General features: G+C 37.6%; 27 protein-coding genes and 1 riboswitch. Of the genes, 10 read left to right on the forward strand and 17 right to left on the reverse strand.

The window, feature by feature from the left end:
* Position 1 precedes the first annotated feature (1 nt).
* A complete protein-coding gene (locus tag MKZ03_RS18290) occupies positions 2-763 on the forward strand; it encodes an ABC transporter ATP-binding protein (protein ID WP_060597643.1) in 762 nt (253 codons plus the stop codon).
* 32 nt (positions 764-795) lie between these two features.
* On the opposite strand, the gene MKZ03_RS18295 is transcribed toward MKZ03_RS18290, so the two are convergent.
* Positions 796-1,008 (reverse strand): hypothetical protein, encoded by a 213-nt coding sequence (locus tag MKZ03_RS18295; protein ID WP_066031504.1) that lies wholly within the window; start codon positions 1,006-1,008, stop codon positions 796-798.
* Between the two features lie 414 nt (positions 1,009-1,422).
* Between MKZ03_RS18295 and MKZ03_RS18300 the strand changes: the two genes are divergently transcribed.
* Complete coding sequence (locus tag MKZ03_RS18300; protein ID WP_341032560.1) at positions 1,423-2,601, forward strand: Rap family tetratricopeptide repeat protein; 1,179 nt, start codon at positions 1,423-1,425, stop codon at positions 2,599-2,601.
* Positions 2,602-2,692: 91 nt separating this feature from the next.
* On the opposite strand, the gene MKZ03_RS18305 is transcribed toward MKZ03_RS18300, so the two are convergent.
* From MKZ03_RS18305 to MKZ03_RS18320, 4 genes are all read right to left on the reverse strand, one after another.
* The gene (locus MKZ03_RS18305) at positions 2,693-3,541 is read right to left on the reverse strand and encodes a PRD domain-containing protein (RefSeq protein WP_307500557.1); all 849 of its coding nucleotides are present in this window, start codon (positions 3,539-3,541) and stop codon (positions 2,693-2,695) included.
* A gap of 30 nt (positions 3,542-3,571) precedes the next feature.
* Positions 3,572-5,038 carry a glycoside hydrolase family 1 protein gene (locus MKZ03_RS18310; RefSeq protein ID WP_340974145.1) on the reverse strand — a complete coding sequence of 489 codons (1,467 nt, stop codon included), beginning with the start codon at positions 5,036-5,038 and terminating at the stop codon, positions 3,572-3,574.
* A 4-nt stretch (positions 5,039-5,042) separates the two neighbouring features.
* Positions 5,043-6,902 (reverse strand): beta-glucoside-specific PTS transporter subunit IIABC, encoded by a 1,860-nt coding sequence (locus MKZ03_RS18315; protein WP_341032561.1) that lies wholly within the window; start codon positions 6,900-6,902, stop codon positions 5,043-5,045.
* A 310-nt stretch (positions 6,903-7,212) separates the two neighbouring features.
* Positions 7,213-8,109 (reverse strand): hypothetical protein, encoded by an 897-nt coding sequence (locus MKZ03_RS18320; protein ID WP_341032562.1) that lies wholly within the window; start codon positions 8,107-8,109, stop codon positions 7,213-7,215.
* A 189-nt stretch (positions 8,110-8,298) separates the two neighbouring features.
* Here MKZ03_RS18320 and MKZ03_RS18325 point away from each other — a divergent pair, with 189 nt between their 5' ends.
* Both MKZ03_RS18325 and MKZ03_RS18330 read left to right on the forward strand, forming a co-directional pair.
* On the forward strand, positions 8,299-8,850 hold the full coding sequence (locus tag MKZ03_RS18325; RefSeq protein WP_340974149.1) for a PadR family transcriptional regulator: 552 nt from the start codon (positions 8,299-8,301) through the stop codon (positions 8,848-8,850).
* 4 nt (positions 8,851-8,854) lie between these two features.
* Positions 8,855-9,337, forward strand: a complete 483-nt coding sequence (locus MKZ03_RS18330) for a DUF4188 domain-containing protein (protein ID WP_095285585.1) — start codon at positions 8,855-8,857, stop codon at positions 9,335-9,337.
* Positions 9,338-9,348: 11 nt separating this feature from the next.
* On the opposite strand, the gene MKZ03_RS18335 is transcribed toward MKZ03_RS18330, so the two are convergent.
* On the reverse strand, positions 9,349-9,972 hold the full coding sequence (locus tag MKZ03_RS18335; RefSeq protein WP_034660554.1) for an NUDIX hydrolase: 624 nt from the start codon (positions 9,970-9,972) through the stop codon (positions 9,349-9,351).
* Between the two features lie 170 nt (positions 9,973-10,142).
* Here MKZ03_RS18335 and MKZ03_RS18340 point away from each other — a divergent pair, with 170 nt between their 5' ends.
* Together MKZ03_RS18340 and MKZ03_RS18345 are read left to right on the forward strand one after the other, a co-directional pair.
* Positions 10,143-10,349, forward strand: a complete 207-nt coding sequence (locus MKZ03_RS18340; protein ID WP_034323321.1) for a helix-turn-helix transcriptional regulator — start codon at positions 10,143-10,145, stop codon at positions 10,347-10,349.
* Positions 10,346-11,026, forward strand: a complete 681-nt coding sequence (locus tag MKZ03_RS18345; RefSeq protein ID WP_060597653.1) for a DUF3169 family protein — start codon at positions 10,346-10,348, stop codon at positions 11,024-11,026. The genes MKZ03_RS18340 and MKZ03_RS18345 overlap by 4 nt, the downstream gene beginning before the upstream one ends.
* 48 nt (positions 11,027-11,074) lie before the next feature.
* Here the strand turns inward: MKZ03_RS18345 and MKZ03_RS18350 are convergent, their stop codons facing one another.
* Entirely contained in the window at positions 11,075-12,421 is a 1,347-nt protein-coding gene (locus tag MKZ03_RS18350; RefSeq protein ID WP_334750623.1) for an amino acid permease, read from the reverse strand.
* Between the two features lie 162 nt (positions 12,422-12,583).
* A riboswitch (glycine riboswitch) is annotated at positions 12,584-12,663 on the reverse strand.
* Between the two features lie 247 nt (positions 12,664-12,910).
* Between MKZ03_RS18350 and MKZ03_RS18355 the strand changes: the two genes are divergently transcribed.
* Both MKZ03_RS18355 and MKZ03_RS18360 read left to right on the forward strand, forming a co-directional pair.
* A complete protein-coding gene (locus MKZ03_RS18355) occupies positions 12,911-13,177 on the forward strand; it encodes a hypothetical protein (RefSeq protein ID WP_341032565.1) in 267 nt (88 codons plus the stop codon).
* Positions 13,178-13,578: 401 nt separating this feature from the next.
* Positions 13,579-13,869 (forward strand): DUF5839 family protein, encoded by a 291-nt coding sequence (locus MKZ03_RS18360; RefSeq protein ID WP_034620732.1) that lies wholly within the window; start codon positions 13,579-13,581, stop codon positions 13,867-13,869.
* 81 nt (positions 13,870-13,950) lie between these two features.
* Here the strand turns inward: MKZ03_RS18360 and MKZ03_RS18365 are convergent, their stop codons facing one another.
* On the reverse strand, positions 13,951-14,688 hold the full coding sequence (locus MKZ03_RS18365; protein WP_136945101.1) for an AAA family ATPase: 738 nt from the start codon (positions 14,686-14,688) through the stop codon (positions 13,951-13,953).
* Between the two features lie 297 nt (positions 14,689-14,985).
* On the opposite strand from MKZ03_RS18365, the gene MKZ03_RS18370 reads away from it, so the two are divergent.
* Both MKZ03_RS18370 and MKZ03_RS18375 read left to right on the forward strand, forming a co-directional pair.
* Positions 14,986-15,795 (forward strand): septation ring formation regulator EzrA, encoded by an 810-nt coding sequence (locus MKZ03_RS18370; RefSeq protein ID WP_341032566.1) that lies wholly within the window; start codon positions 14,986-14,988, stop codon positions 15,793-15,795.
* 66 nt (positions 15,796-15,861) lie between these two features.
* The gene (locus MKZ03_RS18375) at positions 15,862-16,977 is read left to right on the forward strand and encodes a hypothetical protein (protein ID WP_341032567.1); all 1,116 of its coding nucleotides are present in this window, start codon (positions 15,862-15,864) and stop codon (positions 16,975-16,977) included.
* A gap of 324 nt (positions 16,978-17,301) precedes the next feature.
* Here the strand turns inward: MKZ03_RS18375 and MKZ03_RS18385 are convergent, their stop codons facing one another.
* The 9 genes from MKZ03_RS18385 to MKZ03_RS18425 all read right to left on the reverse strand — a co-directional run bounded on the left by MKZ03_RS18385 (position 17,302) and on the right by MKZ03_RS18425 (position 24,251).
* A complete protein-coding gene (locus tag MKZ03_RS18385) occupies positions 17,302-17,568 on the reverse strand; it encodes a YesK family protein (RefSeq protein ID WP_341032569.1) in 267 nt (88 codons plus the stop codon).
* Positions 17,569-17,712: 144 nt separating this feature from the next.
* Complete coding sequence (locus MKZ03_RS18390; protein WP_186300447.1) at positions 17,713-17,859, reverse strand: hypothetical protein; 147 nt, start codon at positions 17,857-17,859, stop codon at positions 17,713-17,715.
* On the reverse strand, positions 17,846-19,012 hold the full coding sequence (locus MKZ03_RS18395) for a Rap family tetratricopeptide repeat protein (protein ID WP_341032570.1): 1,167 nt from the start codon (positions 19,010-19,012) through the stop codon (positions 17,846-17,848). The genes MKZ03_RS18390 and MKZ03_RS18395 overlap by 14 nt, the downstream gene beginning before the upstream one ends.
* 209 nt (positions 19,013-19,221) lie before the next feature.
* On the reverse strand, positions 19,222-19,509 hold the full coding sequence (locus MKZ03_RS18400) for a YolD-like family protein (protein ID WP_341032571.1): 288 nt from the start codon (positions 19,507-19,509) through the stop codon (positions 19,222-19,224).
* A gap of 96 nt (positions 19,510-19,605) precedes the next feature.
* The gene (locus MKZ03_RS18405) at positions 19,606-20,799 is read right to left on the reverse strand and encodes an MFS transporter (protein ID WP_341032572.1); all 1,194 of its coding nucleotides are present in this window, start codon (positions 20,797-20,799) and stop codon (positions 19,606-19,608) included.
* 324 nt (positions 20,800-21,123) lie between these two features.
* Positions 21,124-21,603: a YxiF family protein gene (locus tag MKZ03_RS18410; RefSeq protein WP_341032573.1), complete on the reverse strand. Its 480-nt coding sequence runs from the start codon at positions 21,601-21,603 to the stop codon at positions 21,124-21,126.
* 312 nt (positions 21,604-21,915) lie between these two features.
* Positions 21,916-22,107 carry a hypothetical protein gene (locus MKZ03_RS18415; RefSeq protein WP_288160923.1) on the reverse strand — a complete coding sequence of 64 codons (192 nt, stop codon included), beginning with the start codon at positions 22,105-22,107 and terminating at the stop codon, positions 21,916-21,918.
* Positions 22,108-22,183: 76 nt separating this feature from the next.
* Positions 22,184-22,510, reverse strand: coding sequence for a hypothetical protein (locus MKZ03_RS18420; RefSeq protein WP_106030721.1), 327 nt, complete (start codon positions 22,508-22,510; stop codon positions 22,184-22,186).
* A 19-nt stretch (positions 22,511-22,529) separates the two neighbouring features.
* Complete coding sequence (locus MKZ03_RS18425; RefSeq protein WP_341032637.1) at positions 22,530-24,251, reverse strand: T7SS effector LXG polymorphic toxin; 1,722 nt, start codon at positions 24,249-24,251, stop codon at positions 22,530-22,532.
* Between the last annotated feature and the right edge of the window lie 93 nt (positions 24,252-24,344).

A 24,344-nucleotide genomic window follows, 5' to 3' on the forward strand; every position in this document is an offset into this window, starting at 1 on the left:
CATGGAACACTTGATTGAAACAAAGCGATTGTCTTTGCAAATCGATTCTTTAAAAGGACAGAAACAAATCATTCTTAAAGATATCCATTTATCGATAAAGCCTGGGGAATTTGTGACCATTATGGGGCCTTCCGGATGCGGGAAAACTTCCTTGCTTTATCAACTTAGCGGGATAGAAACAGCCTCAACAGGTGAGATCAAATATAAAGGCCGATTACTATCAGAAATGACAGACAAACAGTTAACTGCTCTGCGCTTAACAGATATGGGATTTGTCTTTCAACACAGCCACTTACTAAAAAATCTTAATCTATTTGACAACATCATTGCTGCCGCTTACTTAACAAAGAAAAAGCCAAGAAAAGAAGTGAATGAACGAGCTAGATATTTAATGGAAAAACTTGATATTGATCATTTAGCAGATCGATATTTGTCAGAAGTATCAGGAGGTCAGCTTCAAAGGGCCTCTATCTGTCGAGCGCTTATGAATGAACCAGACATTCTTTTCGCTGATGAACCAACAGGTGCTCTTAACTCTAATGCAACGAAGGAAGTGATGAATATATTTTCGAAAATCCATTCTGAAGGAGCAACACTACTGCTTGTCACACATGACCCAAAGGTTGCTCTTCGTTCTGAAAGAATCATGTTTATGAATGACGGAGAAATAACAGCCAGCTTACATTTAGGGAGATATGATGACTCAACTGCCGAGAATCGAGAATTTAGATTAAATCAATGGCTGCAAAATTTAGGTTTGTAATTGGAGTAAAAACAGGCAGAAAGCTGCCTGTTCTACTTTTTCTGGCACTCAAACGAATAATCCATCGAAAAACGATTTGTTTCTAATATGATTTTGCCGCCTACTTGTTGACAAGATTCTGTCAGCAACTCTATTTCTTTGCTATAAAAGTATCTCTTTGACATATACAGAGTCACTAAAACGAGTAACAGCGTCGTCATGATCACTGTGATTTGCCAGTTTAAGATTTGAAATCTTTTTTTCATATCAACGTCCTTTCTAATAGACTAGTGTTTGTGATTGGCATTTACTTTTGTCTGCTTCTATCAGTTTCTATTCCAAATTTGATCTAGCATCATCATAACTGATTTTCTTTAATAGATCGACCTTCCAACTTCTCTATTCCTTACCTAAAATCACTTTATTTGTAATATACCAGTGATATTTTCGAACATAATTATAAAACCTAATGTATATATCCCTTTTTTAGACGACTAAAAAAAGATTTTAATCATTTGTGAAAACATTCAATCACCATTACAATTTCGTACATCACATGACCTTAGGTCCTTTTTATTACCTCTTGGCAATCACCTCGCAGAAATGATTATATTCTTCCAAAAATTGTGATATTGTTTTTTAGTGAAACAGGTGAAAGGATCTTAAAGAGGTGAAATTTCATGGCTATCATTTCTGCTGAACAGGTGGGGAACCGTTTAAATGATTGGCGAATTGCGATTCGCAAGCATGATGTACACAGTGCTAACGCAATGTACACAGAATTAAAGCAATTACTTCAAGAAATGGAAAAGAATCAGGAGGTCTTGACTTATTATTCATTGCTAGAAGGCAAGTATAAACTCATGTTATATGAACGGAGAGGTAAAAAACTGAATGAACAGACAGAGCTAGATTGCCCCTCTAAAACAAACGATTTAATTGAATACTATTTTTACCTATACAAAGCCCTTTACGCTTCATATAACAGGGACTATGCATCAGCCATTGGACTGTTTAAAATTGCCGAGAAAAAACTGCAAAACATTCCGGATGAAATAGAAGTAGCAGAATTTCATACGAAAATCGCAAACTTATATATGCTACTTCGTCAAAGCCTAATTTCTCTTCACTATATTCAGAATGCTATAGATATTTTCAAAAGTCATGAAGGATATGAAAGAAGACTAGCGACAGCCTTTGTCATCGCCGCTGCTAATTATATGGACATTGGCGACTTCATAAGAGCAGAAAACTACTACAAAAAAGCAATACACATCGCTGACAGTATAAATGATCATTTTCTAACTTCACAGCTTTTTCATAATATCAGTATTCTGTATGCCGAAGCTGGAGAATCGAAAAAATGTATCGATGCCCTAGAAAAGGCTCTAAGTGATGGAAACTACCTCTCATCGTGCTATTTCCACCACTCCATGTTTATGTTAATCAAAGAGCTGCTCTCTATTGATGAAAGAACACAAGCTCTCTATTACTTCGAATTGGTCAACCAAAAACATGAATCAGAGAAATGCCCCATCTATACAGCAAAAATGAATTTGCTTTACCATCTATATTTTACTGAAGATATGGCTCAAAAAGCTCAAGCCTGTTTCGATGAAATCAGCATTCTAAAAGAATTAAAGGATGCTGAAGGTGCCTGTGAATTAAGTGCTCTAGCTGCAAAACACTTTGAGGAATTGGGTGACATTCATCAAGCCTATCTCTTTTTAAAGGAAGCCTATCACAGGAACCATCCTATACTTGACTGGAGGAATTCTAATGAAAAAAATGAGTTTATTGATCATCGCTTTAACCATCGTTGTTTTCGGACAAACAGCGTCTTTCAATTCGTTAAATGAGACGAATGCTGGTACAACAGAACGACCTATCGGAACTTAATATAAAAAGCAAAGAACCACTTGCCTGATTATAAGGCAAGTGGTTCCACCATTATTTTAATTGCTGATAAGATATGAGGCGGTGTATATGTACCGCAAGATAAGTAAGCTCATCATTAGGAATGACGATACTATGCACCTGTTTAATATAATCTTTGATTTTAAAAGCAACGTCCATCGCTTGAGGATACAAGTGTGCAATTTGTTCAAACAACTCATTTTCTTGATCTGAGAGTAATTTATTTGCATAAAATCTTTCTACAAAGAACTTCACATGTGTAATGAACCGACTGTAATGAATATTCTCTTGGTCCATTTTCATATTCAATGTATAGCGCACAAGATTGACAATACTCCCGATCATTTTGGCATATTTCATGCCATCTTTCGAATCAGATTCTTCACCTAATGCATTAATTAAGTGAAAGGCGATATTGGCGGCTTCTTCTTTTGGTAATTGTATGCCCAATGTACCATTGACTAACTCAAGTGCGTACTTCCCTACTTCAAATTCTTCAGTATAGTAATTTTTGATTTCCCAGTACACGCGATTCGTAATATTAATATTCTTTTTATGTCGTTCGACAGCAAAATTCAAATGATCCATTAAGGTAAAATAAACACCTGAATTTAGATTTGAATTTAACCGTTTTTCTGCATATTGGACGATGTGCTGAGTTAAATCGATAAACTCTTGAGGCATTGAATCTAACAGTTGAAGAAATTCTTTTGCTCTCATGTTATCGACTGACATAAAGACTTGGTCCGCTTTTTTCTCTTCTATCATTTGACCCGGTTTCTGTCCATAGCCAATCCCTCGGCCAAACAAAACCATCTCCTGGTGGTTCTGATCTTCAGCCAGGACCACACTCGAGTTTAAAACTTTTTTGATTTTAAACATCGTCATCACCTGTTTTCATGATTGTGGTGTTCAATCAAGCGATTCACCATTTGTCTCAATGACTTTTTGGTACCAATAAAATGAGTCTTTTCGAGATCGTTTTAAGGTTCCGTTGCCATCATCATCTTGATCTACGTGAATGAAGCCATAGCGTTTTGACATTTGTGATGTACCTGCACTAATAATATCAATTGAGCCCCAGCTCGTATATCCAAAGAGATCGACGCCTTCTTCAATCGCTTCTCTCATCTGACGGAAATGCTCTTTAAAATAGTTAATACGATAGTCGTCATGGATAGAGCCATCACTTTCAACTACATCCTTTGCACCCATTCCGTTCTCGACAATGATAAGAGGTTTTTGATAGCGATCATACAATTCGATTAAAGAAATTTTCAGACCAACCGGATCAATTTGCCAGCCCCAGTCAGTTGAAGGAAGATAAGGGTTTTTGACTCCACGAATCGTATTCCCTTCTGTCTGTTCTAATCCTTCTTGGGCTGATTCAGTTAAAGACATATAGTAGCTAAATGAGATAAAATCTACTGTGTTTTCTTTTAGAATGGTTAGATCATCTGCTTCCATATGAATATGAATATTTTTTCTCTCAAGCATACGTGTAATCAGTGGCGGATATTCGCCAAACACCTGAACATCTGCATAGAAGTAGTTTTCTAAGTTTTGTTTCAAGGCTTGTTCCACATCATTCGGATGACATGTATGCGGATACGTTGTCAATTTTGTCAGCATACACCCAACCTGGCTGCCTGGGATAATACGATGGCAATCTGCTGTTACAAGAGCAGATGCGACAAATTGATGATGAAGCGCTTGAGACACCGTCTCTTCTACTTTTCCTTCTGGGCAACGATCAGGAATAATTCCTGCAGTAATGAATGAGTGGCGGTGTATACTATCAATTTCATTAAAAGTGAGCCAATATTTCACATCATGTTGATAACGTTCGAAACAAACATTGGCGAACTTCACAAAGAGATCGACCACTTTTCTTTCAACCCAGCCGTTATATTTCACACTAAGGGCTAAAGGCATTTCATAATGAGAGAGTGTCACAATCGGTTCTATGTTGAGTTTTTTCATTTCGGCAAATACACGATCATAAAATTGCAGCCCTTTTTCATTCGGTTCAGCTTCTTCTCCAGTAGGGAAGATACGGCTCCATGCAATAGAAATGCGAAGTGTTTTAAAGCCCATTTCAGCAAATAGAGCCAAATCCTCTTTATAGTGATGATAGAAATCAATACCTCTGCGTTTTGGGTACTTTTTATCGTCTGGATCTTTTATTGCACGGTCTATATTTTCAGAAGTAACAGCAAGATGTCCTTCATAATCTTCTACACTTAAATTGGAACGATACATTGCAATATCTGCAACTGATGGTCCCTTTCCATCTATATTCCAGGCGCCTTCTGCCTGGTTGGCGGCAATGGCGCCGCCCCATAAAAATCCTTTTGGAAAACCTTTAATTGTTGTCATATGATTAGCCTCCTAATTGTGTGACAACCATCAATGTATCTTGACGATTGACCTCTTGTAATGGCTGTACCTTAATATCATATTGATCTGTATTTGTGATTACAGCAAGTGTAACTGGATCATATCCTGCTGCTATGATTTTTTCTACATCAAATTCAATCAGTAAATCTCCTGCTTGAACACGTTCTCCTGCCTGCACTTTTGGATGAAAATACTGTCCTTCCAGCTGAACGGTATCGATGCCAATGTGGAATAATACTTCAACCCCTTGGTCCGTTTTCATACCAAGTGCGTGATTTGTTTCGAACAGCAAGGTCACCTCGCCATCTACTGGTGCATAAAGCGCTCCTTTTGAAGGTACTATGGCAATTCCTTCACCCATGACCTTTGAAGAGAAAATATCATCTTTTACTTCAGATAGAGAGATCATTTGACCAATCACAGGGCTTTTGAATGTTTCACCTGCCCCAATTTGTTCAGCAAATGCAGCTTGATCATTTGTCTTTTCTTCTCCTGTTTTATCCTTACCTAATACAAAAGCAGCGATAAAGGCGACAATAAACGAAATGACTGCTCCAATGACAGCAAACATCAGATTTCGCGGGAGCTCATCTGAGATAAACATCGACATACTTGCTAATCCAGGGCCAACAAGTACAAAGGCTTGTATACCAACTAATCCAATGAAGATTCCGCCAACAAACGAACCAATCATGACACTTCCAAGGACCCGCTTATTTTGAAGTGTCACACCATACAAAGCAGGCTCTGTGATGCCAAAAAATGCTGAAATCCCTGCCGAAATAGCTGTTGATCTGAGTACCTTGTCTTTTGTGCGTAGTGCCACAGCGAAACACGCTCCACTTTCAGCAATATTATGCGCAAGTGATGCAGGTAAATAAAGCGCTTCTTTCCCAAGGGTCCCCATTGTTGTGACTGCATAAGGGACCATTGCTTTGTGCATACCTGATGCGACCATGAATGGGAGGACTGCTGCTAAAATTGCGACAGCTACCCAGCCTACTGTATTAAACATTGCAAGAATGATGGATGAAAAACCTTGTCCTGCTGTAAAACCAATCGGTCCTAATAGAAGTAACGTAACTGGTACAGTAATGACCAATGACATCATTGGGACAAAGAAAATCCGAATTGGTTTTGGTGAAAATCGTGTAAAGAATTTTTCCATTTGAGCGTAAAGCAATACAGAAAGGATTGCTGGGAACACTTGATACGCATAAGCTATATTTTTTACGTCGAATGTCATCAATTGCGCACCTTCAGTAAGCATAGCCGTCATGTTCGGAAGAAGGAGCGCACCGACTGCTGATAATGCGACCAGTGGGTTTACTTTTAGTTTATTGGCAGTCGTTACAGCGACTAGTAAAGGGAGGAAGTAAAGAGGTGCGTCCCCTACCATGTTCAATATTTGATAGGTTTGGCCCTTTGCATCCATCCAGCCTAATAAAGAGAAAAGGAGAAGAAATGATTTTAAAATCCCTCCGCCTGCGATAGCTGGAACAAGCGGCTGGAAGACACCTACAATGAAATCTAACAGAACTGTGCCTGCTTTTCTTTTTTCTTTTGGCTGATTGGAAGGCGCGTCTTTCCCTGATGAGCTGCTACCTATTAAACTTGTTAACTTTTGATACACTTCGATGACGTCATTCCCAATGACCACTTGGCATTGACCTGACATTCTGACAGCTATGACACCTGGCGTTTTTTCTAGAGCCGGTACATCTGCCTTCTTCTGATCAATCAGTGTGAAGCGAAGTCTTGTTGAACAGTGCTCAAGGTGCGCAATGTTTTCTTTGCCACCTACATGCTGTAAAACGTCTTTGGCAACCTGTTTGTAATCCATTTTTTCTCCCCCTTTTCTCATACATGAGACCTATATTTCGGCAATAAAAAAAGGACCTAAAACGACAAATTAAAGAAATTCATCGTTTTTAGATCCTGCCTGCATGACCAGTCACATGTCTAATTTATCAATATTGGATTTGATTTTAGTATATATTGAGTTAATGTAAGCGTCAACATATATTTTTGAATTTAAAAAATATTTTTTTACAAGTCTAATGTCATCAAAACGACCTCATTTTACTTTAGAGGAAATTTAAATCGAAAAAGTCAGATAGTCTCAAATGTCCTATCTGACTTAATTATTATCATTATTTTTTCTTTGCTTTTTTCTTTGCGGCATTTTTAAATGCTTCTTCTTGCTTTTGATATTGTTTCTTATTCACAGCTTTCAGTTTCATTTTTTCATTCTTTTTCCAAATCGGTAACTCAATATAGGAAGCCTCTACATCAGATGACCCTATCATCTTAGACAAGCCACACTTTATTTTTGGTGTGGGATATACCCAAAAGTTTTTAAAACCTGTGGTTCCAACTGCTTGATATTTTTCTTTTTTCAATGGCTTACTTTTCTTCCCTGTGGCTTTGGAGATTGTAATAGCCCCTGAAAAATCCCCTTCAAAAACGGCTTCTTCGATATCAAGGAAAATTTGATATGAATTGTTTTTTGCTGTATACAGATAGCCGTAGGCTTTATTTAAATTATCTGTGTATTTCCCTATGACCTCATAGTAACGGTCTTCTGCTGTATCCACGTACTCATCATAGCGCTTATCTATGGCTTTTTTGTATTCTTTTAATTTCTTCTCATCAACAGCTTGATAGCGTTTACTTTTCTTTGCTCCTTGCTTTTTGACCATGAGATCTTTTCCAGAAAAATAGATGTCATATACGATTGTTTTCTTCTTTTGTTGGACTTTAAGTTTGTATCCTTTTTTGGTGGTTTTCCCCGTTAGTTTGTATTTTGTTTTCACCATAAAAGGTTCAATTGGATCAATCTTAACACCCTTACCGTTTAGGTAACCCGTGACCTTGCCTTTCTTTTCAATCACCTTCAGCCAACTGACATTGTCCTTTGTTTTATAAGCATATGCATAAGATTGATTCAGTGATTCTTTTTTAGCAGATGCTTTGTTTCCTCCAAAACTTCCAACACCAATCAATAGTGCAACAATCATGAACAATATTCCTATGTTCCTCAACTTCATTTGTACACCCTCCATTCTTTTATGAATAGATGCGCAAGCACTTTACACATCAAGTATATATTACCATATTTATGATTTATCTCCTGTATTTCAAAAATATAAATCTATCAATTATTATTTTCTTGCTTTTTATTCATTTCAAATTTATTATATATCTAATTGATATATCTTTTAGATAGGTGTGCTGATATGAAAAAATACAATGATACGACGTATGCAATTTTAGGTATTTTAACGACAGATTGTAAGTCAGGGTACGAAGTGAAGCAATTAATTGATAAGAGCTTGCATCATTTTTGGAAAATTAGTTATGGACAAATTTATCCAGCTTTAAAGTTTATAGTCGAGGAAGGTCTTGCTAAGGTTTCACCCGCTTCTACGTCTGGCCGCTCAGACAAGCGGGAATATCATTTGACTGAAAAAGGGCTGAAGACGTTAAGGCAGTGGTTAGCGCAGCCGCTCGATCAGTTACCAACAGAACGAAATGAAGTGTTATTAAAGTTATTCTTTGGACAATATCTTTCGTTTGAGAAAAAGCTGGTGCTTCTACAGGATTATGAAAGGCAGCTTCGTATCCGTTATGAGACCTATGTTTCGATTGAAGAAAACATTCAAGAGCTTTATCCAGATGAAGCGGATGCGAAGTATTGGCTGTTTACTTTAGATTACGGAAAAAGAGTGGCTCAAGCGGGAATTGATTGGTGCGTGGAAACATCCCATTTGATGAAGAAGGAAGGGTAAATGAATGAAAAAAGACATACGTGCTGGCAGGTTTACAACAGAGAATTCTGACTCGATTGTTGTGTTCATTATCGGCATGCGGATTAACAAACGCTGGGCAGTTCATCAATGGCTGCCTGTGTTCATGGCGATGCCTGGCATGATCAAAGAGCTGTATACCCATCAAGATGAGCTTGGTTTCCTCGGGACAGAGAATTACTTTGGCTTACGCACGACAGCGATGATCCAATATTGGAAATCAACAGATGACCTCCTTGCCTATGCGAAGATGGAAAAACATTTGGCGGCTTGGAAGAACTTCCATCAGAAGGCTCAGAACAATGACGCAGTGGGCATTTATCATGAAACCTATCAAATTCAAGCCGGCTCGTATGAATCCGTCTATATGAACATGCCTTCCTACGGACTGAGCCAAGCGAGAGCTCCTATTCCAATTGGTAAAGGAAAACAAACAGCGAAAGAACGGCTGAAAACAACAAATTCCTAGAGAGCGAATCTCTAGGAATTTCTTTTTGCAACGGTCACAAAATGCTTTAATATGCGGGCTGTTAATCCCCAAATGGTGTAGTTTTCATAATCATAAAACCATTCCTCTATCGATCGGCTCCCCCAGCGGTACTTCTCACCATTCATGATTTTTTCATAAGGGAAATCCTCACCTGGTGTTGGCTGAACGGATACATGATGTAAGTACGGCTCATATTGGCTGAGCCATGATAGAGGCACGGTAAAGGTCTCTTCTACTTCTTCTTGATTGAAGGAGTGTTTCACTTTTTGTTCATCAATGATCCCGACATATGGGTAGACCACGAAGGATGGAGAAGCAATGTAAGGACTGAGCTGTCCAAGAATCTCCACCGATTCTGGCGGAATGCCCAGCTCCTCATATGTTTCCCGCAATGCAGCTTCCTGTGCTGTTTCGCTGCCGTCGAGTTTGCCACCAGGGAAGCTAATATCACCCGGCTGTTTTCTCATGGTCAGCGATCGCACCTCAAATAATATATGCCATTCCCCGTTTACTTGCACCAAAGGGACAAGGACCGCAGCTTTGAACGCTGTCTCTTCTCCAATAAATAACGGTTGTGATTGATGTAAGTCATTTTTTAATTGGTCAATGAACACGGACATCACCTGTTTTCTGTTTCTCTTTCCTTTAGCGTATCATGGTTCACCTTTTGATTAAAGATGATCTTTCTGACAATTATTTTTATCAATTTGACAACTATACTTGTCAAATTGAATACAATACTTTACAATTAAAGAAAGATTTCGATCAAAGTTGAGGTGACAGAATGAAAAATCGGCTAAAAGAGCTTCGTGCGCGTGATGGGTTGAACCAAACTGAGCTTGCAAAGCGTGCAAAGGTTTCTCGTCAGACCATCAGCTTGATGGAACGAGATGAATTAATGCCGTCTCTCTTGCTCGCTGTTAAGCTTTCACGAATTTTTCAGGAACCCATTGAACGTATTTTTCTATTCGAGGAGGATGAACTCACATGAAAACTGTATACAAAATGCTCTTAGGTGCTCTCCTTGGCTTTCTCGGCGCTTACTGTCTGCTGGCAGCCGAATTTGAGATGACACTTCTTGATGTTGCATTCGAAGCGACTCTTGTCATCAGCGGATTGACGATTCTATTGATTATTTATTGTTTTTCAGGGATTTCACGTATGAAAAAAAGAGTATCACTTTCGGTATCTGGTGATGAGGAGGATGAACTGGAAGCAAAACAGTATCGAACCTTTACTGATTTGACGTTAGCCAATACGGTGAGTACCATTTTGTCCATTATTGCCATCGGTATGGCCATCGTAACCGAGCAGCCTATTTGGCTGATTCTGGTCAATGTTACTTTATTTATCGTCACCATTATCAGTTCTTATGTAGCGATATCCGTTCTAAAGCTTGTCTACCCTAATCGCAACCTACCAAGCCCATCTGACAAAGATTATAGTAAAAAGCTGCTCGCTATTTCTGACGAAGGTGAAAAGCATGTGATGCTTGGCGGACTGTTTCACACATATCAATTGATGAATATCCTGTTGATCGGTGCCATGTTTATTTTGATTGTGTATTCCCTTGGGGCCAATCACTCTCAGCTCTTCTCAATCATGGTGATTGGACTTGTTTTAATCATTTTGAATGCAAATTATATGTTCAGGATTAGAAATCGTTAAATGAACAAAAGCACAGCCTAATGCAAAGTCTGTGCTTTTTTCCGTCCATTATGACGCACGGCGTTTCTTTCGTGCATAAATCAATAATAAGAAACCAAACCAAACCGGTGTTAATAAGAGCGCCGGACGTGTTGCATCCGCAAACAGCATGATCACAAGAATGGCAGCAAAGAGCACAAGAACACAAATGTTCACAAAAGGTGTGAACGGTGCTTTAAAAGTAGATGCCGCATGCAGTTCAGGCCGTGTTTTTTTATATTTCAAATGGCAAATTAAAATAATACTCCATACCCAAATGAAACAAATGGCGCTGATGGTTGTGACAATACCAAAGGCTTGTTCGGGAATCAGCTTGCTTAAAAGAGCACCGACCGATACCACAATCGTTGAAACGAAAAGTGCATTACTTGGAACAGCGTGCTTGTTCAGACGTCCAAAGGAAGCTGGTCCCTGTTTTTGATGACTGAGATTATATAAAATACGGCTTGTTGAGAACATACCGCTATTACAAGCTGAAGCCGCAGACGTTAAGACAACAAAATTAATAAGTCCCGCTGCTACTGGTATCCCAATCAGCCCAAATGTTTTTACAAAAGGACTTTCTGATGCACTGAGCTCAGTCCATGGGTTGATACATAGTAAAACAAAGATGGCACCCACATAGAAAAATAGAATTCTCAAAGGAATTTTATTAATCGCAGACGGGATGTTTTTTTGCGGATTGGCTGTTTCTGCTGCGGACACACCGACCAATTCCACTCCCACATACGCAAAGATTACCATTTGGAATGACAGTAAGAAGCCTGTGACACCATGCGGGAATAGTCCGCCGTGTGACCAAAGATTCGTTACCGTCACCGGACCTGCATCTGTTTGAAAACCAATGATTAAAAGGACAATTCCTACGCCGATCAATAATAGAATCGTAATCACTTTAATGAGTGCAAACCAAAATTCCATTTCTCCGAAAAGCTTCACCGTTAATAAATTAAACCCTAGTAAAATCAACAAACAAATGATGGCAGGAATCCATTGCGGGATGTCAAACCAATACTGCACATACACTCCGACAGCAATGACATCTGCCATCGCTGTCATAATCCAGCAAAACCAATACGTCCACCCTGTCACAAAGGAAGCCCAAGGTCCGAGATAGTCCTCTGCAATATCGGTTAATGACTGATAGCCCGCCTTCGATAAGAGTAATTCACCAAGTGCCCTCATGACAAAAAAGATCGCCATTCCGACAATTAAATAAGCAAAAATGATCGATGGACCTGCCAATTGAATGGCCTTTCCAGAGCCTAAAAACAGCCCAGTTCCAATGGTTCCGCCAATTGCAATCAACTGAACATGGCGGTTTGATAAATCTCGTTTTAATTCTTGTTGTGCCAATGCTAACGCCCTCCTACGACACGATCTTATACTGAAATAATGAACCCTCAAAAAGTCCATAAAAAAAGAGATTGGATGCGCTCCAATCTCACGGTCATAAAAGAATAGCAAAATAGAGAAAAGCAATACACGGCGTCATCCATGCATTACAAATACAATATTTCGTACTCTTCTGTCCTTTTGCCTGAGATTGTGAACCCTTCGGCGCCGCACATACATGCGGTCTCTCCAGAAGCTGCTCCTGCCATAGTGTGACCCACAGCAATCATAGCCTTCGTTATTTACTTAAAATGTTGCTATTTCTGAATAATTTCATATTTTACGCCTCTAGAAGAAAGCTGTCAATGGAAATCTTTTATGATTTCTGTCACTCTAGCTGACTTCACTAGAGGAAACAGGTTGCTATTACAAGCTCTATGGTGATAAGTACTATCTTGAGTGCAGGTGAGGATTATTAAACAAGTAAATTTATATATAAGGGTTCATCAAGTGAGAAATGTAGAGAATTTAAGAATAAAATACATAGGCTGTCTGTTACTAGAATATAAGGGAAAACATAAATACGTGTTCATTGATAATGTGGGGGAACGTGATCAAAGAGCTTCAATGTTGAGGTTGGCATGTAGTGGGCTGAAAATGTTAAAAGAACCTTGTGAGATAATGATTTTGACGCTAAATAATATTGAAAACAAGTGGAAGAAATATAGTGATTTATGGAATGAAATATATGAGTGTGTAATTGATGAGGGGGCATGATTTAAGTTGTAAGGTATGTAAAAGTACTGATGAGGATACAGGAGAAGTATTCAAAATATTTAAGATTGAGTTAGATCGGTATAAGAGGTCATATAAAAAGGGGCAAAAGAATTGAGTTTTCAGGGCAGAAGAAATGTTTTTCATCCTGACGTTGTTTTGCATTTGATGGCTAATGTATGGTACATGTTATAATTTAGGAAATGTTGATTGAGAGAGGAGACAATTTGAAAATAGAAGTAGTAATCAATCTGTTTGAAGTAGGACTACTCATTCTAGGTGTTTCATCTTTGCTTTTAATTAAATCTAATGAAGAGAGAAAAAGAAGCAGAAGGAGCTAGACCTACTTCTTTTTATTTTATGTTGTTATCCTTAGAGTAAAAGCGCAGAGGGAGTGTGTGTACATGACCAATGAAAAAAATACAATTACAGCGTTCCATTGTTGGAGAAGGAACGGTGAATTGAAGGTTAAACCAAGGCCTTTCAAGTGGCATATTCCCAAAAGACTAAGAGGACAGATACAACAAGGTGACATTGTCTTGGTTGAATCTCAAGACAAAAAGAAACCTGTCCTAGTAATTGACGTTTCAAGAGAAGAGCTAGAAGAAACGGGGCGCTATTACAAGCGAGTCATCAAGATGCTGGATCGAGTAGATAAAAGGGATGAACAGCCTGCAACATCAGTGCGAGTATAATAGAAATAAACCCCATTCTCATTTTAAGAATGGGGTTTATTTCTTAAAAGGCTGGTAATAATTAAGCAACAATTGAAAAATTCAATCTTCATTTAACAAATGGTCTAACATAGCTGTACGATTTTCTAAAAAATATTTGGTAATTTGATAATGCTCAGTCATTTCATAGCGTATTTCCTCTATTTTCTTTCCATCAAAATTTAAAATGGTTGCTTCCGGATATCCTAACAAAATTGGAGAGTGGGTAGCTATTATAAATTGAGAGTTACTCTTTGTAGAAAGGTCATGAATAATCTTCAATAATCCCAACTGCCTTGCTGGAGAAAGTGGAGATTCTGGTTCATCAAGTAAATAAAGAGCACTTTTTCCGTTAAAACGATTATTAAACAAAGATAAAAAAGATTCTCCATGAGACTGCTTATGCAGTGGTGTACCTCCGTAAGGAGCATAAACATCTTCACCGCTTTCTTGATTTAAAGTATCTAAATATGCAGCGAAGTTATAGAAAGATTCAGCTCTTAAAAAGAAACCGTTTGTTAATTTAGGTTGCCAAGATAAACGCAAATAGGAACCTAGTGTAGTTTCATCTATATTATTAGTATACAAATTATTTCTGCCACCACCATTTATATTAAAACCACAACTATCTGCAATAGACTCTAGTAAAGTTGACTTTCCTGATCCGTTTTCACCAACAAAAAATGTTACATTGTTTGTGATTTTGATTTCATCTAAATTTTTTATTACCGGAACACAAAAAGGATATTCATTATAGGACGCCACTTTATCTTTAAGAAAAGTTATTTTTTGTAAAGTTATAATTATTCACCTCTTACTTTTTAATTATGTAATCGTCAATGAAATCACAGTGATTAATGGATATATGTTTAATTTCTCATACATTTCGGTATCAAGACAAGAAAAAGCGTCCTTTATGTTCAAAGGGAGACTATTACGAGTAGTCTCTTTTTTAATGTAAAAATTCACTCAAATTTAACATGTCAATTCATCAGATATTAAAATATCCTTAAAATTCTAGTAATGTTTACATGATCCATATTAACCATTATTATGGTAAATGTAGACCACGCTAAAAAAGGAATTGGAGGTAATAATATGAAAAAACGAAACGTTATTGTCACATCCTTGTTGTCAGCATCTGTATTATTCACTGGGTTTGGATTGGAAGGAAATGCACAAGCGACAGATGTATACCCTTCTATGAACAATGAAAGAGCCAAAGAAGAAATAGAAGAAATGAAAGCAGAGGGTATGACCTCTGAACAGATTAATGAGCTTTACGAGATGAGCAAAAAGGAGTATAACTCTGTATCTACAGAAGAAAAAGCAGAAGCTATATTCGAAGAGTCGCAGAAAGATATCGATCAATATATTAAAGAAGGCGTGATTGACGAGTATTTACCTAAGTACAACGAAGAGAAAGATAAGATAAGCGTAAACGCCAAGAATTTAGGCACTAAGGGCGATGTATTAGTGGGCTATGACTTGAATTCAGGTAGCTCCGCAATTGGCTTCGGACACGCCGCAATTGTCTCAAGAAAAGCAGCTAAGACCGTAGAGGCTTGGCATAAAAGTTGGAGTCCTATTAAACAACATGGAGTCAGAAGATATAATAATAATTGGGGTTCTAGAAAGAAGGTTTACGGGCTATGGGTGAAGAAGTCTAATAATACCAAATATGTAAATGCGGCTAAGTATGCTGAAAAACAAGCTGACCAAAAGAAGCCATACAACATGAATTTCTTTGACAAGAAAACTACAAAAAAATTCTATTGTTCTCAATTGGCCTGGAGAGCTTGGAAGAACCAAGGGCACGACATTGACAATATAAAAATTGATTCGGTTGTGTCGCCAATGGAATTAGTCAACTCTAACAACACGAAGGTCTTTTATCATAAAAAGTAAGTCAATAAGCAGTCGGGGGACTCCCTCGATTGCTTTACTTGTTTAAAATTGAAAGGAGATGATTGAATGAAATACTTAAAACTACTTGTTTCAGCTTGTGCCATTGCATTAATATGTGCAGCATGCTCAAAGAAAGAGGAGGCTGCTGTTGACTCACCTAAGAGAGAATTGAGCAATATGAAAGACAGTAAATTTGCTATCATTTATTCGCAGGTAATGGATAGAGGATGCGAGGTGGTCAACTATAACAACGAAGGAAAGAAATTGTCGAGTATTACAATGAAAGACTGTGTGGGATTTACCTCATCTACTCAGAGCGATAATAATATGTACTTTTCATCTAATAGGTCTAATTATCATGTATCTCTAAATAAGAAGACTGGGAAGGTAGAGCCTTTGAATACAAAATCACTTTCAAAGTCTACAGATGACGAGGGTGCATTCTTTATTAACTACTCTAATGGGTATGTTATACACGACATTAACGTTGGCTTTACAGAGGATGGCTTAGTAGGAGAATTAGTATATTGGAATGAAGATGACAACGATAAAAATCAAGTTGAATTAGACGGAGAATTAACAACAGCTATATTTGAAGACAAAAAAATCTATGCCATTCTCAGTAATGATGAAAGTGTCACAGTGTCTTCAATAGACCCTAAAACTCATAAAGAAAAACGAAAAAAGTTAGACGTCGACTCAGTCTTCTTTCCTGACAATAATGAATCTTTGAAGTCATTAAACAATGAAGAATTAATTCTTGCCGTAAACGATGGCGTTGACAGTAAGAAAGAATCGATGTTGGTTGTACTCGACAAAAAAAATCTCGATAAGAAGAGAGAAATAGTAATGGATAAAGGATTCATTATCTACAAGATCAATGTAGACAAGGATAGAGTCACGATAGTTTCCTATGAAGGAGAAGTCAAGACATTCAACAAAGACCTCAAAGAGATATCTTCTGAAAAAATTCCACTTAATTTTAAAGCAGATGACGAACGTTTAGAAGAGGTCAAGATTTTAGACGGCAAGATTTATGCATTGGTAAGAATGTTTGATAGAGATAAGGATGGAGTTATTGGCAGAATTATTGAATATAATATTGAAAGCAAAGACTCTAAAGAGATATCTCTAAAATCTGATAGAGATTGGGAAATGACAAGCTTGGAAGTTGTAAAATAACTGACGAGGAGTGTGGAGTAAATCAACTTACATTATCTTGAACCCATGAGGCTTGTGTTATTCACATTGCCATTGTTGTATTTGGCTTGGGGGTTTATTGGATATTTAATCTTTAAGAAGGTTCATGTGGTTTTAACTATCACATTTATAACTTCAACCATTTTTATATTTGCCTATACTGGGTTTGACATGTCAAATATGTATTGGGTAGGGGTGGTGACTTTTTTATGCATGTGCACCTCTGTAATTACAAAAATTATTCGAGACATGTATATTCGCTATAAAAAAGCATAATCAACAAGCTTATGTCCACAAACATAAGCTTTATTTTTGTTTCATACCACTAAAATAACTCAAAATGCTTGTAATAATTAAAGTGATAACTGATGAAACTAACAAAGAAACGCTGATCGCTCCTAACCCTAAACCTTCCCATCCTCCCACAAAAAAGCTTATGAGCAATAAGATGATACTTACCAGCATTAAAACTGATGGAAATCCATACTGGAAAGATGACTTCTTTTTTTTAAAGATTAAAGAAACACCTAGTATAATAACTGATAGGATGGTTGTCAGTAGCCAGAAAGACATTTGTCTTGCCCCCTTGAAAGAAGAACCCTAATGAATAATTATATGTTTTTCAATATCGTACCACTGATTTAAGTTGTTTACAAAAGCAGTTAGTTAAAAAAACGGTTCTATGACAATGGATGTCACAGAACCGTTTCTTTGATCTTATATTGTATTTCCAGCTTCTTTCCCTACACTCGATGTAATCACTTTGTCAGCCACTTCATGTGAGACAGCAGCAGAATGAAAAATTGGTAACGCTAATGCTACAGTTACAAGCATGATGGGAACAAAAATTTTACTCTTCAACATTTAACAATTCCCCTCCTTGAATTAACGACTTTGCTTCAAGTGCTCTTTCATAAAAAACGACAGCAATTTCCAACTGCCTACTTTTATTATAGTATCGCGCAGCTTCAAAAGCTAGTTGGTACACATCTTCGTAAAGATTTTTGCTTTGTATATTGTCAAGACAACGTTTTAACTCTGTGATCGCATTTGGTGTCTTAGATTGAAAATAAAGGCAATATAAAAATTTCATTTCTTCTTCATAAATTTTGTCATTCAGTTGTTGGGCTGCCGATACTCCTTTCTCATATGTTTCGGCTGCTGGAACAACTTGTCCTAATTTCAAGAGGGTGTATAGCTTGTTAAAATAGGCTTTTGGAACATGTGATGTTTCATTCTTTTCAAAAAGTTCACAAGAAGTATCAAAGTGGGACAGGGAATCTGTATATTTTTCTAAGTGGAAATAACACTTGCCTAAGTTAAAGATCGTAGAGGATATAAGGTATTCGTTTTTCGTCTGCTGTGCAAAAGAATGGGATTTTTCAAAGTAAGTAAGTGCATCAGCGTATTGTAGTTTAGACAGATAATTTCCAGCGATGACTGAATAACACCAGGCTATTTTTTCTTGCATTAATGGTTGCTCTGTAAATAGACTCAATGCTTTATGTGCATACATGACAGAAATTTGATACTGATCTATGTGGTAGTACACTTCTGATAATTTGTAGTAAAATTCGGCCTTTTCAGTAGGGTCTTCAATATCCAGGAGAACTTTTTCAGCAGATTTATAAGAACTGATCGCCTCGTCAAATTGCTTTTTCCTAAATTCGTGCATTCCTTTAAAAAACCAAAAATAAAAATCTAACATCTTTTCAATTTGATCTTTGTCTTCATGAAGTGATTGATCAATTTTATGTTTCTGCTCATTGATCTGAACCATATATTCATCTAACTCTCGGCTAGATAACTTAGGTTTGAGGTAACTTAGCATTAAGTCATGTCGAAAATCCAGCAGACTAAAATATAATAAAACGGTTTGATTTTCTTCCATACTGTCAAAGAGTCGTTGAACATCTGCTTTTAAAAATTCTGCATCAGTTATTTGATCTTTTTTAATGGCTGAATACCATTCATTCAGTTTGATCGCCACTTCGTCATAAGTGATAGAAGCACCCATATTTACTCCCCCTTCAAATTCCTATAAAACCATTTATATACAATATAACATGTCTAACTATTCTAAAATCGAACGGATGCTCTCTATATGTAAATTTTCGGTATACCGCAAAATCCAGCCATATTCATGCTGTTTTGTGGTGCGCCAGTAGCCAAAATTGCTCCTGCTCATGAATGATGTACAAGCACATAAAAACACCCTAACTAATGTTAGGGTGTTTTGACATTTAATATATCCATAAATCGAATGAAATTGGTATCGCCACGATCATCCTTAACCCTGAATTCTTTTCTTAGATGATCCACATACCCGACTTTCCCTGTGATCTCACGAACAAACCCATTGTCGTACAGATCGAAACTAAGGGATAAGTCTTCGCTCATAGCAGCTGCAATTGTATATTCAAATTCCTCAATCTGTTCTGGGCTTAATGTTGGCCGATCTATTTTTTGCTTCTTCAGATGAAGTTGCCGAAGAGCTTCATTGTGTTCTGGCAAAATAAACTTCATCTTCCAACGGTTTTTATCCTTTTCTTCATTCCACATTTCATCAATTAATGGAGAAATCCCTCTTGATGCGGAGGTCATTCTTTTTTATGCACGGACCATGATTTTTCGGTATCGATTCAGGATATATAGTGCGCCGATGATGGCGCCAGCTGCTACCACCGCATCAAACATAAAGATTTGTAAAATGGTCGCGTGACTTTCAATTAAACCTGTGACGACCGGAATGACGATCGCCGACACCCCGCCAGCTGTGGATATAATTCCCGTCATCGTTCCTTTGTTCTTCCAGAAAAATTCAGCCATCACGGTTAACGTCAGCTGAAAAACTCCTGCTGTTGAAAATCCCAATACAAAGGCATTAACGGTTCCGATGACTGGGGATTTCACGACCAATAAGACACAGATAGAAACAAAAGTAATGATTGGATAAATCAGTAGCACAGTCACAGGACGGACAAAACGACGCAAAAGAAATGCGAGCAATAAGACGGACAGCAGCCCGCCCATGCTATAGAAACTGAGCAGTTTCACAGCACTGCCAGACGTCATCCCCAATATGGCCTCACCGTACGTAGGAAGCCAAATTTGCGGCAACGCATATAGCCCATTTGACGTAAAGCTGATCACAATGAGGGCGATTCCTTCTCTCCAAAACGTAGGCTCAGACGAGAAACGCGGATGTTCGTCATGCTCCGTCACCTGGACTTGTTCCACCTTGCGATGATTCGGAAATGGTAAGGCCCACAGCATTAAGACATTCACAAGATAGATGAGTGCTGGAACAAAAAAAGCAATCCCATAATAAAAATCGTGCTCTACTATAAAGAAAATCGCCAATGGAAGGATGGTTGCCCCAATCGACATAAAGGCCTTCACCATCACATTCGCAGATCCCGAGTCTTGAGGAAAAGCCTCCATTAACGCTGGATACGTTCCTGCATCCATCGCCGAATTCGCCACCCCTGCCAAAATCGCAAACGCAAACGCAATTTGATAATTCGGAGACAATGGGATTCCGATGAGAAACGCCGCCATCAGCACACCCGAAACCAAAATGACCGGCTTTCGCCCAAAACGATCTGACAGCACGCCCGATAGACCATACGTGAGCACCCTGCCAATGCCGAGCGCCGAAATCATATAACTAATTCCCGCACTATTGGTATCTAACTGTTTGATTAAAAATGGCATATTTGAAGCCAAAATAATATTGACCATACCTAATAAAAAATAATTGATATAAAGACTAGAAGCCGTTCTCACATACGGATTTCTCATCCTGACACACCCCTCAACACCATCGCAATGAAGTGACAAATAATGGTAACGCTTACAAGATCTCATATGTGAGGAAGAACAGCTTTGCAGCCTTCACGTTCATACATCTCATCATGTCATGCAGCTCACAGCTTACATGCCCTTCATGTATCAAGCATTTCTTCAATTTTTCACTCTCTTATTTTATATGAATGTGAAAGGTAATGATAGTGAATTGCTTAAATTTGAGAGAAAATCATCGATCAAGCGTATGACTCCATCGATAGAAAAAAAGAGTGGCTAATTCCACTCCCTAAAAGATGTGTCAACTCTATTCATCGTTAATTATTCTAGCCCCCAAATACTTAGCTCATAAAAATATTCCGTTCTCTCTATGCATAAACCAAAACAAAAATCCTCTGCGACTAAAATAAAATCTCCGTATCCACTTAAAAATTTCGTTTGCTCAAGAAGCTGGTTTAAATGGCTAAAAACTTCATTCAAGTTCAATAAAACCGCTTCAATTTCATGCTCTCGAAAAAATATTAATCTACCTTGTGTAGGAGTTACTTTCACCTGGCTGACCATTTCCTTTAACATGTGTGTAGACTTCTCAATATGCTCTCGATAGTGGTTTCCGTGTATTTGAATTTTATCTTCTCTCGATTGAAGGAAAGTAAATACCTTCTGACAATATAATTGATTTTCTTCTATATCTAAAAATGGATTTTCTGGCAGTGTCATATAGCTTAATTCGTTCATTAAGTGTTTTCTTCTGCTTTTTCTTTTTAAGGTTTCGATTTTTGGTTTTTGGTTATCACTCATACGGGATCACCTTCTTGGTTTTCTTATTTTTTATATAGTTGGTATACTGTACATCTTCCAATTTCTTGTTTATAACAAAAAAGCACTTGTTGCTTAATAAAACAACTAAGTGCTTTTCGGAGCTAATTAGATAAATTAACTTTAATCTCATAGCAGGTTTACTCAGTTAGTAAAAGTTTTTTACAAATTTAGAATAGTCTTTACCTTTTCCATAAGTAAATAAACTTGAGTCTTCTGTTCTGGAATTTCAGCAACATACTCCATACAAATCTCTTCCAAGCACTATAGAAATCTGGAGTGTCCATTATGATTTCATGATAAGATGTTCATAAATATCATTACCCCAGTATTAAATTCAATATCCTCTGAATGCTCTGGAAGTTCATACCCTATTACATGATCTTGCCATGGTTCTCTATTAGATAAACACTCTAATACCTCAAGTAAATCATTCTTCAAAAAAGAGAAAAAATCTTGAACAACTGGCTGATGATCTTTTAACACCAAACACCTCCTATTTTACGCATTGCATCATTTATACTTCGGTCCAGCTCGTCATCTGTTTCAAAAGCCTCAAAATTTAATCTTCATTTATTTGCTCATCAACCTCTTCTAGATATCTTTCTGTATCTAAATAAGATTCAATCAGATTATCTAAAAATTCGACACTAACCTCTCGATTATCTTCATAAATATGCATTTTAGCTCCAGCTTTTTCTAGTAAACTTATAATGTTTTTCATCTCTTTCAATTCATCAATATCTAATAGATTATAAGATAAAATAAAATCATTTTTATCCATTACTTCTTTTATTTCAGAAATACTTTTATCCGTATGTTTTCTTAGAATCGTGATATATTTGATTTGTTCATCATCTTTTTCTATTCGCATTTTCATTTTAGGCATTTAGTTTCTCCTCCATAGATTAGAAATCGTCAATAGATTTAATTCTTTCTCCAGGCAGACTGTTCTTCCAATTACCTCCATGCCAACCATTAAAATGTTCATTTGGTGTAGCTGGATATATAATTTCACCTTTGTTCGCTAAATGTGGATATTGTGATGCACTGTAAGAATGGTGCCCTTGCACAGTTTTTCCATCTACTTTAGGCTTCTTACCATTTAGAATATCATTTAATTGCTGCTTATCCCAGTTCCTGGTTGGATCCTCTTTATTCAATATCCTTTGACGTTCCTGATACCAAAACTCATTCACACCCGTGTTTCTATGTTTAGCAAACTTTTTATTCCATTTATAATTTTCATATTCTAATTTCGTAATCGTCCTATTCTCAAATTTTTCTTTCAGCTCTTTCATCTTCTTAGCGCTTAACTGCTTTCTTTGTATAGGGTGCTTCCTTAAATCTAATCCCTTGGTTCTTTCTGCTATTACTTTCTCAGCAACTTTTTGTTCACCAATCCCCACACTACCATTGATACTCTTTTTACCAAACGGCAAAAGCATTCCAAGTGCCGCATTCATACTCGCTTCCTGCTGTTCTTTCGAGATCTTATTCCCAAACATATCTCGCCCCGTAATCGCTTCGCTGAAACCGTTAGTGGCGGTGATGCCATATAAACCTTTTTGTGATGTTTTTAAGGCGTCAAAGGACTTTTGTGACGTCTTGTAGACGTCGACTGCCTTGACTGCGGCTGATGTGGCTTGAGTCGTTTTATAGACAGCCTTTCCGCCTTTGAAAATGCGGCCTGCCCAGCCGACTATTGGGATATAACCTGCTGCTGCCATGCCGCCTGCGGCGACGCGCTGTCCTGCGGTAAGTTCTTCTCCTGTGACCGGGTCAACGCCCGTTGCGGCGCGTTTTGCATCGTTTACACCAGTCAGTTCATTCACGATATTTCCACCATAATCAAGTGCTTTTTCATACCAAGGGCGGTTGGCGAGTGCTTCTTGTTCCTTTGCGATTTCTCTAGCTTCTTCTTGTTCTTTTTTAATTTTGAGATATTCAGCAGTTTGCTTCTCAATATCGCTTTTTGCCTTGTAGATTTCGCTATTTTGATACGCTTTCTTGTCAAAATTCATAGGTGAAATCGCTTTTCCGTCATTTGTCGCATTCATCATTTCTGCGTACAATGCCATTGTAGCTTGCTGCTCCGTTTCTGATAAAGCATATTCATCTTTTAAATTTTGATCAAGCTCTCTTAGGTCTTTTACTGTCTTTTTTCGCTCGTCTTCCGCATCTGCAATCTTTTCATCAAAGCTTTGACTATCAAATACTTCTAGAGAGATGAGGTCGTCGATGTCTTGAAAAATCGTTTTAAGCGCCTTTTTTTGATCCTTCACAATGCTTTTGGCATTTTTGATGCCCATATGTACAGCGTTGTCTAAAAAGTGTTCTTCTACAAAGGTATCGCCGCCAAAGCTTGTATCATCGAGTGTCCCAGAAACACCTTCATGGAACGCTTTTTGCTTATCAATGAAGCTGATAAACATGTCCACATTTCCAGCCAGCTCTTTGTAGAAGCTTTTAATGTTATCGGCACCTTTTCCTGTGAAATCATCACCGAGATTCGCCACGCCTTGAAGTGACTTTTTTAAATCTACCATTTGTTCACGGAGTTCCTGATAGTGTTTTGCCCTTGTGTCCGTGGCACTTGTTAGTGCTTTTGTATCAAGTATCTTGCCCAGAAGAAGTCACTCCCTCCATTATTGATCATAAAGTCTATTTTACCGTGTCCACCAAAACGGAAAAATAGGCTAATTGACATAAAAAATGGAATA

This window comes from Bacillus sp. FSL R5-0431 (assembly GCF_038002985.1).
Classification (GTDB): Bacteria; Bacillota; Bacilli; order Bacillales; family Bacillaceae; genus Bacillus.

Coding starts and splice junctions, on each gene's coding strand:
- MKZ03_RS18405 (WP_341032572.1), bottom strand. CDS start 20,799: ATGAGAAATCCGTATGTGAGAACGGCTTCTAGTCTTTATATCAATTAT.
- MKZ03_RS18340 (WP_034323321.1), top strand. CDS start 10,143: ATGAAAAATCGGCTAAAAGAGCTTCGTGCGCGTGATGGGTTGAACCAA.
- MKZ03_RS18305 (WP_307500557.1), bottom strand. CDS start 3,541: ATGTTTAAAATCAAAAAAGTTTTAAACTCGAGTGTGGTCCTGGCTGAA.
- MKZ03_RS18370 (WP_341032566.1), top strand. CDS start 14,986: ATGAAAAAACGAAACGTTATTGTCACATCCTTGTTGTCAGCATCTGTA.
- MKZ03_RS18320 (WP_341032562.1), bottom strand. CDS start 8,109: ATGAAGTTGAGGAACATAGGAATATTGTTCATGATTGTTGCACTATTG.
- MKZ03_RS18395 (WP_341032570.1), bottom strand. CDS start 19,012: ATGGGTGCTTCTATCACTTATGACGAAGTGGCGATCAAACTGAATGAA.
- MKZ03_RS18410 (WP_341032573.1), bottom strand. CDS start 21,603: ATGAGTGATAACCAAAAACCAAAAATCGAAACCTTAAAAAGAAAAAGC.
- MKZ03_RS18295 (WP_066031504.1), bottom strand. CDS start 1,008: ATGAAAAAAAGATTTCAAATCTTAAACTGGCAAATCACAGTGATCATG.
- MKZ03_RS18360 (WP_034620732.1), top strand. CDS start 13,579: ATGACCAATGAAAAAAATACAATTACAGCGTTCCATTGTTGGAGAAGG.
- MKZ03_RS18390 (WP_186300447.1), bottom strand. CDS start 17,859: ATGTTGAAGAGTAAAATTTTTGTTCCCATCATGCTTGTAACTGTAGCA.
- MKZ03_RS18330 (WP_095285585.1), top strand. CDS start 8,855: ATGAAAAAAGACATACGTGCTGGCAGGTTTACAACAGAGAATTCTGAC.
- MKZ03_RS18345 (WP_060597653.1), top strand. CDS start 10,346: ATGAAAACTGTATACAAAATGCTCTTAGGTGCTCTCCTTGGCTTTCTC.
- MKZ03_RS18375 (WP_341032567.1), top strand. CDS start 15,862: ATGAAATACTTAAAACTACTTGTTTCAGCTTGTGCCATTGCATTAATA.
- MKZ03_RS18325 (WP_340974149.1), top strand. CDS start 8,299: ATGAAAAAATACAATGATACGACGTATGCAATTTTAGGTATTTTAACG.
- MKZ03_RS18310 (WP_340974145.1), bottom strand. CDS start 5,038: ATGACAACAATTAAAGGTTTTCCAAAAGGATTTTTATGGGGCGGCGCC.
- MKZ03_RS18420 (WP_106030721.1), bottom strand. CDS start 22,510: ATGCCTAAAATGAAAATGCGAATAGAAAAAGATGATGAACAAATCAAA.
- MKZ03_RS18315 (WP_341032561.1), bottom strand. CDS start 6,902: ATGGATTACAAACAGGTTGCCAAAGACGTTTTACAGCATGTAGGTGGC.
- MKZ03_RS18300 (WP_341032560.1), top strand. CDS start 1,423: ATGGCTATCATTTCTGCTGAACAGGTGGGGAACCGTTTAAATGATTGG.
- MKZ03_RS18290 (WP_060597643.1), top strand. CDS start 2: ATGGAACACTTGATTGAAACAAAGCGATTGTCTTTGCAAATCGATTCT.
- MKZ03_RS18385 (WP_341032569.1), bottom strand. CDS start 17,568: ATGTCTTTCTGGCTACTGACAACCATCCTATCAGTTATTATACTAGGT.